Source organism: Anaerotignum sp. (assembly GCF_017483025.1).
Classification (GTDB): Bacteria; Bacillota; Clostridia; order Lachnospirales; family Anaerotignaceae; genus Anaerotignum_A.
In genome coordinates this window covers 1-9662 of record NZ_JAFUMA010000021.1, presented here as the reverse complement: position 1 = coordinate 9662, position 9662 = coordinate 1, and the positions used below count along the sequence as shown (strand labels likewise).

General features: G+C 45.3%; 10 protein-coding genes and 1 other annotated feature. Of the genes, 9 read left to right on the top strand and 1 reads right to left on the bottom strand.

The genetic code is table 11. The features are described 5' to 3' along the window. The 9 genes from argS to IJ369_RS01950 form a co-directional block, all read left to right on the top strand. Window positions 1-621 (top strand): arginine--tRNA ligase domain-containing protein (gene argS / locus IJ369_RS01990; RefSeq protein ID WP_290715398.1); only part of this gene is annotated, 621 nt, incomplete at its 5' end. Window positions 622-909: 288 nt separating this feature from the next. After that, entirely contained in the window at window positions 910-1881 is a 972-nt protein-coding gene (locus IJ369_RS01985) for a YegS/Rv2252/BmrU family lipid kinase (RefSeq protein ID WP_290715396.1), read from the top strand. Between the two features lie 325 nt (window positions 1882-2206). Continuing rightward, the gene (locus IJ369_RS01980) at window positions 2207-2725 is read left to right on the top strand and encodes a hypothetical protein (RefSeq protein WP_290715393.1); all 519 of its coding nucleotides are present in this window, start codon (window positions 2207-2209) and stop codon (window positions 2723-2725) included. 198 nt (window positions 2726-2923) lie between these two features. Continuing rightward, window positions 2924-3697 carry a ParA family protein gene (locus IJ369_RS01975; RefSeq protein ID WP_290715391.1) on the top strand — a complete coding sequence of 258 codons (774 nt, stop codon included), beginning with the start codon at window positions 2924-2926 and terminating at the stop codon, window positions 3695-3697. A gap of 1 nt (window position 3698) precedes the next feature. Further along, on the top strand, window positions 3699-4601 hold the full coding sequence (locus IJ369_RS01970) for a ParB/RepB/Spo0J family partition protein (protein ID WP_290715389.1): 903 nt from the start codon (window positions 3699-3701) through the stop codon (window positions 4599-4601). 12 nt (window positions 4602-4613) lie between these two features. Further along, window positions 4614-5549: a DUF4446 family protein gene (locus IJ369_RS01965; protein WP_290715386.1), complete on the top strand. Its 936-nt coding sequence runs from the start codon at window positions 4614-4616 to the stop codon at window positions 5547-5549. A 247-nt stretch (window positions 5550-5796) separates the two neighbouring features. Then, on the top strand, window positions 5797-6603 hold the full coding sequence (locus IJ369_RS01960) for a Cof-type HAD-IIB family hydrolase (protein WP_290715384.1): 807 nt from the start codon (window positions 5797-5799) through the stop codon (window positions 6601-6603). A gap of 349 nt (window positions 6604-6952) precedes the next feature. Next, window positions 6953-7153, top strand: a binding site (T-box leader). Window positions 7154-7238: 85 nt separating this feature from the next. Beyond that, window positions 7239-8531, top strand: coding sequence for a serine--tRNA ligase (serS, locus tag IJ369_RS01955; RefSeq protein WP_290715382.1), 1293 nt, complete (start codon window positions 7239-7241; stop codon window positions 8529-8531). A 142-nt stretch (window positions 8532-8673) separates the two neighbouring features. Further along, complete coding sequence (locus tag IJ369_RS01950) at window positions 8674-9051, top strand: nuclear transport factor 2 family protein (RefSeq protein WP_290715379.1); 378 nt, start codon at window positions 8674-8676, stop codon at window positions 9049-9051. A gap of 34 nt (window positions 9052-9085) precedes the next feature. On the opposite strand, the gene IJ369_RS01945 is transcribed toward IJ369_RS01950, so the two are convergent. Continuing rightward, the coding region (locus IJ369_RS01945) for an SIMPL domain-containing protein (RefSeq protein ID WP_290715377.1) at window positions 9086-9662 on the bottom strand (577 nt) is incomplete at its 5' end.

Here is a 9662-nt window from a genome sequence, read left to right as displayed (position 1 = left end):
GTTCCTTTTGGTCTGGTTTCTCTGGATAGCGGCAAGCTTTCCACTCGCCATGGCCATGTTGTCCTGATGGAAGACCTGCTGAATCAGGCTTGCGCAGAAACAAAACGTATCATCGAAGAAAAGAACCCCAATCTGGAAAATAAAGATGAAGTTGCAAAACAGGTTGGTATCGGCGCAGTTATCTTCAATGACCTGTATAATACAAGAATCAAGGACGTTGTATTCAGCTGGGAAAGAATGTTGAACTTCGACGGCGAAACAGGCCCTTACGTACAGTATACACACGCCCGTGCATGCTCCATCCTGAAGAGAGCAGGGGAATTGAATTTCGAAAATATCGACTTTACAACTCTGTCCGATGAAGCATCTCTGGATGTTTGCAAACTGCTGGAAGCATTCCCCGATAAGATCAAGGATGCCGCAGCAAAACTGGAACCCTCTGTGGTAACAAGACATCTGGTGGCCATTTCTCAGGCGTTCAATAAGTTCTACCATGATAACCCTATTCTGAACAGCGAACCCGAAGTGCGTCAGGCCCGTCTGGCGGTTGTTGTTGCAGTGAAGACTGTTTTGAAGGAAGGCCTGCGCCTGCTGGGTATTTCTGCACCCGAGCAGATGTGACGCAAAAGCGTTTTCAATAGCGGCGCAGAAAAATTGCTTGCAAGATTTTCTGCGTTGATATTAGAAAACCTAACGACATGAGTAAACCGAAGGTTTACGAATGACGTGCTTTTGCGAGTAAAAGCGTTTTCAATAAGTGATACAGAATGAATGCTTGCAAGATTTTCTGCGTTGATATTAGAAAACCTAACGACATGAGTAGGACGAAGTCCTACGAATGACGTGCTTTTGCGAAGTATGTGAATTATTTTTGTATAAATATCTCTTTTTGAAAGAAGGCATGTTTGTATGAAAAAGCTGAAATTGTTTTACAATCCTTTTTCTGGGAACAAAAGCTTTAAATTTGATTTAGACGTATGTATCGGTATTTTCCAGGAGGGCGGCTACGAGGTTCATCCCTTCCGCACCCTGCACCCTGGGGATATCGATGAACATATTGCCACCATGGACCCCAATTATGACATCGTTGTGGCTTCCGGTGGCGACGGTACCGTAAATATCGTCATCAATGCTCTGATGAGAAGGGGACTGCATATCCCTCTGGGCATCATCCCCTCCGGTACAGCCAATGACTTTGCCACTTATCTTGGCTTTAAGACCGGCGAGGTAGAGGATGTCTGCAAGACCATCGTTTCCACAGAACCCGTTCCCGTCGATCTGGGGCTGGTGAATGATGATATCTTTTTTATCAATGTTGTGGCAGGTGGTTACTTCACCAATGTTTCTCAGACAGTGGATAAGGATATCAAAAATGCCCTGGGCAGCCTTTCCTATTATCTGAAAGGCGTGGAACAGCTGCCTCAGTTCAGAAAGATTCCTTATCGTATCACCACCAGTCAGGGAATCATTGAGGAAGATCTTTACTTCTATATGATCTTGAATTCTGCGGGCACAGGCGGTTTTACGAATCTTTCCCCCGGCGCAACAGTGACAGATGGTCTGTTTGAATTCATCGCTGTGAAGGGCAGACCTTTGTATGAAATGACGCCCACCGTAGTGAAGATGCTGACCGGCGAACATATCCATGATAAGAACATCCTGTATTTGAAGGACAATTATTTTAAGGTAGAATGTCTGGATGATACCTTTGAAATCAAGGAAACCACTGTGGATGGGGAAATGGGCCCTGATATGCCTTTCGAAATGCGTGTTATTCCAAGCGCTATTCCTGTTTTCGGTAAATTTGATCATGTTGGCGAAAAGGCAGAACCTATCCTATCTAATCTCTTTAAGAATGCAGGGTTACCTACAAAGTTGTAAATAGAAGCAGAGAGGAGTTATTCCTCTCTGTTTTTTATGAAAATCCATTGCTTGTGCATTATAGGTCCCATAGTCTGGGCTTTGCAAGCTACGCATGCGCTTTTTTCACAAAGACATTTGGGAAAAATTGGTTTTTTTCGGTTTGCAATTTCTTTGGAAATTGTATACAATATATTTTGTGAGTCGGGGAGATTATCCCCAGAAGGAATAAAATATGTTGTGCGTACGAATACATAACATCGTTTATGAGAACCAGCACAGAATTTTTCAGATGAAAGATTCTGGACTGGTATTTTTTTGCGCAAAAATGAGAGGAGAAAAAAGAATGGAATACTACATGAAATTACCCAGAAACAAAAAAGAACAGGCTCTGTTTATGCTGATCATCTCCGTGATCTCTGTAAATATTATTGCCCCCGTAATCACAATGCTGGAAATGGGCTTTAGCCTGGAAGTATATAAAAATGCGCTGCATACGGTTCCTTTGATCTGGCCCGTAGTCATTGCTCTGGTTTTGCTGACAGAAAAGCCCGCTGGCAAGCTGGCCCACAAGATCTTAAAAGAAGGCGACAGCTTTGATGTTGTTATGTTGGTAAATGCAATGTGCTGCGTGCTGCTGATGTCCGTGATCCTGACAGTGGTTGGTACATGGATCGGCATGAGACAGATCTCTATGGCACCTTTCTATAGCTTCTTTAATAACTGGCCCAGAAACGCTGCCATTTCTTTCGCAGTTGAAGCAGTGATTGCACAGCCCATCGCCAGATTCGCTATGGAAAAATTCCACCTGGCAACAGAACAGAGAATGCCTTCCTTCTCCAATATGGTTGATTTCGAAGGTTAATGTTTCACGTGAAACATAGCGTGGTCGTTTTCATAATATAGTCACAAAAAGTGCTATCCGAATGACAGGCTTTTGTTTCGAGAAAATATAATTAAGAAATTTTTAAAGCAATGTTTCACGTGAAACATTGCTTTTTTTATGCTGTTGTATTATTATATATAAGGAAGTAATTTTATGTTAAGGAAAGGCGGGAAAAACATGAGCAAAGTAAGAGTCATTGCGGTGACGAACCAGAAAGGCGGCGTGGGCAAAACCACCACAGCCATCAATCTTTCCGCCTGCCTTGCAGCAGAGGGAAAGAAAGTCCTTGCCGTGGATGCAGACCAGCAGGGTAATACCACCAGCGGTCTGGGTCTGGATAAAAACGGCGTCCCTCTGACCATTTATGATGTATTTTTGGGAGAAGCCACCATGGCAGAAGTGAAACAGCCTACCTGTGTGGAAGGTTTGGAGGTCGTTCCTGCGAATATCAACCTGACCGGGGCGGAAATCGAACTGATTGGCAACGACAAGAGGGAATTTATCCTGCGGGAAGCCCTGGCGGAATTGAAGGATGAGTATGATTTTATCATCATCGACTGTCCTCCCTCCCTGAATATGATCACAGTCAATGCCCTTGTGGCGGCAGATACGGTTTTGGTTCCCATCCAGTGTGAATATTTTGCCCTGGAAGGCCTGGAACAGCTGCTGCATACGGTAAATCTGGTGAAAAAACGCCTGAATCCCGATCTGGAGATCGAAGGCATCGTTTTCACCATGTTCGATGCCAGAACGAATCTTTCTCTGCAGGTGGTAGAGGAAGTAAAACGTTCTCTGGGTCAGAATGTATATCGCACCATCATCCCCAGAAACGTGCGCCTTGGGGAATCCCCCAGCCACGGCCTGCCCATCAATCTCTACGACCCCAAATCCAAGGGCGCGGAGGCTTATGCATTGCTGGCAGAAGAAGTCATGGAAAAGGAGTGGAATTGATATGGCAGTGAAGAAAAAAGGCTTGGGCGCGAAGGGTCTTGGTATCAACGCCCTCATCAATACAGAACTGGAAGATATGCGTGTGGCGCAGCCTCAGGCGAAAAAAGATGAAGCTGTTGTGGAATTGGAACTGGATCTGATCGAACCTAACCGCAAACAGCCCAGAAAATATTTTGACGAAACGGCCCTGGAAGAACTGGCTGTTTCCCTGAAAACCTACGGTATGATCCAGCCCATTGTGGTGAAAAAATCTGGCGATTATTATGAAATCATCGCAGGGGAACGCCGTTGGCGCGCAGCGAAAATTGCAGGCATGGAAAAAGTGCCTGTCGTGGTAAAAAAATGGGAAGAAGGAGAAGCATTCGAAGCTGCTCTGGTGGAAAACCTGCAGAGAGAAGACCTGAACCCCATGGAAGAAGCCGAAAGCTATCAGCGTTTGCAGGAAGAATTCGGCCTGAGCCAGGAAAAAATAGCGGAAAAGGTAGGCAAAAGCCGTTCTGCTATCACAAACTCCCTGCGTTTGCTGCAGCTGGACCCCAGAGTCCGCAATTTCGTTGTGGAAAATAAACTGACAGGCGGACATGCCCGTACGTTGCTGCCCATTACCGATGGCGATGCCCAGTTCGAGCTGGCGGAACATGTCATCGAAGAGGGCCTCAGTGTGCGTGCCGTGGAAGCGCTGGTGAAAGCATATCAACAGAAGGCGGAAAAACCCGTCGAAGAAAAAGAAGAAAAGGCGAAGGTGGACGAAACTGCTTACCGCGCCATTGAAGATGACCTGAAATCTCTGTTTTCCACAAAGGTAAAACTGAAACCCATGGGGAAACGGAATAAAGGGAAAATTGAAATCGAATACTATTCCGAGGAAGACCTGGAACGCCTGCTGGCGCTCCTGAAACGATAAGGATTGAAGCATATGATCGAATTGACACAGGAAATGATGACGATAGCGCTGCTGGTTCTGGCGGTGGCGGTGGTCGTACTTTTTATCCTCTGCATCGTGCTGTTTGTCAAATTCAGCGGGCAGAAGAAAAAGTATGATTATTTTATGGGGGCCAACAGAAGACCTTCCCATAACCTCGAAATGAAAATAGAAGAATATTTTGAAACATCCAAGCGCATCGAAGAAAAATACACCAAGCTGCTGGATATGGTGACGGATATGGATAAAACAGATAAATCCAAGATACAGAAGGTTGGCCTCATCCGTTATAATCCCTTCGATGAAATGGGCGGTAACCTCTGTTTTGCGCTGGCCCTTTTGGATGGCAACGATAACGGCGTGGTGCTGAATGGTATCCATAGCCGTACCGGTTCCTTCACCTATGCAAAGCCCATCGAAATGGGCGTCAGCACCTACATGCTTTCTGAAGAGGAAATCAAAGCAGTAGAAATGGCGAAGAACAACACTTATCAGCCGGAACATGAAAAGGTCGTTAAGGTTCGCTTCAAGCCTACTTTCAAACGCAAAGATAAGGATACTGCCATGGATGAACAGATCACACTGGATCAGGTGGAAATGGTGGAAGTGGATGGAGCAGAGGAAAAGATGGCTGCGCCCAGAACTTCCATCGGCGACGTGACTCAGGCGGAAAAAGACCTTATTTTAAAGGAAGAAACCCTGGCGGGCAAGATCGCCGCGGCGGAATCCATCCTGAAAATGAGGGAGGAAGCCAGAGCTGCAGAAACAAAAGAAGCTGTGGAAGAAGAGGAGAAAACTGTGGATAACACAGAGGAAACAGAATCTGTGAAAGAATCAGAAATTCCTGAACCTGATTTCATGGAGCCTATGTTCCAGGAAGCCGTATTTATCGAAAGACCCGATGAAGAGGAAGAAAACGAAGAAGAATAAGCGAAAAGGGGCAAAAACAGCCCCTTTTTTCATATAAAAATGAACGTGGATACGCCATGGGAGGGCGGGAAAACACCTGCCCGAAACCCAAAAGTATGGGGAAAAGTCCTGTGGATAAGTTGAAAAATTGTCCACATTTTGTGGATAACTTGTGTAAAAGTGGAAGTTATCCATAAAGTTTTCCACAATATCAACAGGGTTATCCACAGGATATGGATAAGTATTTATGTAAACAAAGGAGGCCAAAATGGGCTATAAAATGGTATTTTCCGACATGGACGGCACATTATTATGGAAAGGAGTACGCATTTCTGTGGAAAACTCCACTGCTATCCGAAAAGCTGTGGATAAGGGTGTGGACTTTGTCATCTGCACCGGCAGGGGCGTTTTCGGTGTGGAAAAACATCTGGAGGAATTGGGACTGATCGGGAAAAAGGGTTATGTCATCTGCCAGAATGGTGCCGCTGTGTATGATTTGAAAGATATGAAGCTGGTCATCAAGGAGAGCTTTTCTACAGAGATGCTGAAGCCTGTAGCAGATTTTGCCCGCAGTCTGGGCGGTCTGGAGCTGTTCTATTATGATGACCGCAATTTCATGTGTGAAGGGCTGACGGATGTGGTGGCGGAATATTGCAAGGTGATGCGCACAAAGCCCCGTTTGGTAAACTGCCCCACGGAATATGAAGGGGAATTGACAAAATGCCTGTTCAGCGGCCCCAGAGAAAAGCTGGAAAAGGTAAAGGCCTACGCGGAGGAGATCCTCGGGAATCAGGTGAATCTCTTCTATTCTGCGGAGACCTATCTGGAATTCGTGAAAAAGGGCATCAGCAAGGGCAATGCCCTGGAAGCGACGGCGAAACAGGCAGGCGTGGATATTAAGGATACCATTGCCATTGGCGATGGCGATAATGATTTGTCCATGATTTTGAAGGCCGGCCTGGGGGTGGCTATGATCAATGGGGAAGAACATGTAAAAGCTGCGGCGGATTATATCACCGAACGGAACGCAGAGGAGAATGGCGTGGCAGAAGTTATTGAGAAATTTATACTATAAAAGAAAAAGGATGTCGAAAAATCGACATCCTTTATTTTTTAAGGGAAAGGATCAACGCCAGGGGAGACGTTGATCCTATGGGGTGTGCGCACTACCCCGGGGCATATTGTGGTACAGGAAAAGGGGTTTTCTTGTACGTTAATAGTATAGCACGGCAAAGTGGAATTTGGCTTTATAGAAATATTAAAAAATGATTAGAAAAAGGTCCTGTTTCGATAAAAGTTGAGGATCTCAGTGGGGCAGATCTGCCCCAAAACCGGGAAAAATAGGGGTTGATTATTTTTTTGATTATGATATAATGCAAATTATAGTGGAGAAGAATTCCACAAAATAAATCAAAATAGCGATGGCGAAAGCCTGAAGGAAAGCTAAATTTTCGAAGTCTCCTGCAGAGAGCCGATGGTTGGTGTGAATCGGCGGAGGATAGAAGATGTTCCACTTTCCAAGCTGCCGATGAAAGTCGGAAGGGTAAGCCCTTTATAGCTGTTCAAGAGGTTCGGATCTCATCCGAGCAATTTGGGTGGCAACGCGGGAAATTCTCGTCCCTGAATATGTATAGGGGATTGAGGATTTTTTTTATACAAAAAAATCCTCCAATCCAATGAATTACTCATTTATTCTAAGGAGGTCACAAAATGTTAGACATCAAATTTGTAAGAGAAAACCCTGAAGTAGTAAAAGAAAACATCCGCAAAAAATTCCAGGATCAGAAACTGCCTCTGGTAGACGAAGTTCTGGAACTGGATAAAGAAAACAGAGCCATCAAACAGGAAGTTGAAGCGCTGCGTGCGGAAAGAAATAAACTGTCCAAACAGATCGGCGCGCTGATGGGCAAAGGCGAAAAAGAAGAAGCGGAAAAAGTAAAAGCACAGATCGCCGCTGATGCTGCAAGAACAGAAGAACTGTCTGCAAAAGAAAAAGAAGTAGAAGAACGTATCAAAGTGATCATGATGACAATTCCCAATATCATCGATCCTTCCGTTCCTATCGGTAAAGATGACAGCGAAAACGTAGAAGTTGAAAAATTCGGTGAACCCGTTGTTCCCGATTTCGATATTCCTTATCACACAGATATCATGGCTTCCTTCGACGGTATCGATTTGGAAAGCGCAAGAAAAGTTGCCGGCAATGGCTTCTACTACCTGATGGGCGATATCGCTCGTCTGCATTCCGCAGTTCTGGCATACGCTAGAGATTTCATGATCGGCAGAGGCTTCAAATACTGCATCCCTCCTTTCATGATCCGTTCCAACGTTGTTACAGGCGTAATGAGCTTTGCTGAAATGGACGCTATGATGTATAAGATTGAAGGCGAAGACCTGTATCTGATCGGTACATCCGAACACTCCATGATCGGTAAATTCATCGATTCCGTAACAAAAGAAGAAGATCTGCCTCAGACACTGACAAGCTACAGCCCTTGCTTCCGTAAGGAAAAAGGCGCTCACGGTATCGAAGAAAGAGGCGTTTACCGTATCCACCAGTTCGAAAAACAGGAAATGATCGTTGTATGTAACCCCGATGAATCCCCCATGTGGTATGATAAACTGTGGCAGAACACAGTAGACCTGTTCCGTACAATGGATATTCCCGTAAGAACACTGGAATGCTGCTCCGGCGACCTGGCTGACCTGAAAGTAAAATCTGTTGACGTTGAAGCATGGTCTCCCAGACAGAAAAAATACTTCGAAATCGGTTCCTGCTCCAACCTGGGCGATGCACAGGCAAGAAGACTGGGTATCCGCGTTCAGGGCGCAGATGGCAAGAGATACTTCGCTCATACACTGAACAACACAGTAGCAGCGCCTCCTCGTATGCTGATCGCATTCCTGGAAAACAACCTGCAGGCTGATGGCACAGTAAATATCCCCGAAGTTCTGTGGCCTTACATGGGCGGTACAAAAGTTCTGGTTCCCACAAAAAAATAATTGAAATTTAAAAAGATTCCCCGCCTGCTTTGGCGGGGATTTTTTATTCCTTGTAAGACAGTAGTTTTTGTGATAAAATGAAACTATCAGAAATACATTTGTTCGTGAACTGAGAACAAGAAGAGAGATGGGGGTGCGTTTTATGATGCGTCAGAGAGAAGAAACGATCAAAGTTTGGTTCGAAATGTGGCTGGGTGAAGATATCACTCCTATGGCAGCGATCTTTGCTGATGATGTGGAATATACCGAATGTTGGGGCAACCAGTATCAGGGCAAGGAAGAGATCGGCAGATGGTTTGCCGACTGGCATAAGCACAACCAGATGAATGTTTGGGACGCAAAAAAATTCATTCATGCGGAAGATAAGACCATCGTGGAATGGCACATGGAAGCCCTGAGTATGAATGGCGGCGCCCGTTGGATGGATGGCATCTATGTGATTGAATGGGATGCAAATGAGCAGATCAAATCTCTGCAGGAATACGGCGCGAACAGCAGAAAAATGAGACCATACGAATAAAAAGAAAGGATACCGGAAGGTATCCTTTTATTTTTTAGAAAGCATAAGTAACGGAGATATTTGCTGTGATCTGGATCTTACCATAGCTGATGGTCGTACCGCTGTCGCCTGCAGCATCGGCTACGGCTTCTTCTGCTACCATCATTTTAGACAGATTGGCTGTTTCCACATAATAGGCATTTCTGGAAGTTTCCGTGACGTTTTTCACATCCCCCAGCTGTCTGCCATAGGCATTGGCGATGGATGTAGCGGATTTTTCTGCATTTTTCACTGCTACCTGCAGCGCCTGCCCATAATAAGCACTCTGGTCGGAAATAGAGAAATTTACACCGCCTGTGCCAGTTGCGCCGGCTTTCAGAGCAGTGTCGATATATTTGCCTGCGTTGTCGATATCTTTCGTTGTCACCTGCAGGTCTGTATAGGAGCGATAGCCGCTGACAGTACGGTTGCCTGTGTTATCGTCATATACGTACTGGGGATATACGGAAGTATAGGTCGTCACGATATTTTCCTTCGCTACGCCTATATCCTGCATGGCTTTTGTCACAGCCTGCAGAATTTTATTGTTTTCTTTCTGTGCCGCCTGAGAGGTCTTGCCTGTGGTTTCTACG

What these genes read in the sequence shown, in the direction of transcription:
- IJ369_RS01985 (WP_290715396.1), top strand. Translation starts at nt 910, where the DNA reads ATGAAAAAGCTGAAATTGTTTTACAATCCTTTTTCTGGGAACAAAAGC.
- IJ369_RS01980 (WP_290715393.1), top strand. Translation starts at nt 2,207, where the DNA reads ATGGAATACTACATGAAATTACCCAGAAACAAAAAAGAACAGGCTCTG.
- IJ369_RS01975 (WP_290715391.1), top strand. Translation starts at nt 2,924, where the DNA reads ATGAGCAAAGTAAGAGTCATTGCGGTGACGAACCAGAAAGGCGGCGTG.
- IJ369_RS01970 (WP_290715389.1), top strand. Translation starts at nt 3,699, where the DNA reads ATGGCAGTGAAGAAAAAAGGCTTGGGCGCGAAGGGTCTTGGTATCAAC.
- IJ369_RS01965 (WP_290715386.1), top strand. Translation starts at nt 4,614, where the DNA reads ATGATCGAATTGACACAGGAAATGATGACGATAGCGCTGCTGGTTCTG.
- IJ369_RS01960 (WP_290715384.1), top strand. Translation starts at nt 5,797, where the DNA reads ATGGGCTATAAAATGGTATTTTCCGACATGGACGGCACATTATTATGG.
- serS (WP_290715382.1), top strand. Translation starts at nt 7,239, where the DNA reads ATGTTAGACATCAAATTTGTAAGAGAAAACCCTGAAGTAGTAAAAGAA.
- IJ369_RS01950 (WP_290715379.1), top strand. Translation starts at nt 8,674, where the DNA reads ATGATGCGTCAGAGAGAAGAAACGATCAAAGTTTGGTTCGAAATGTGG.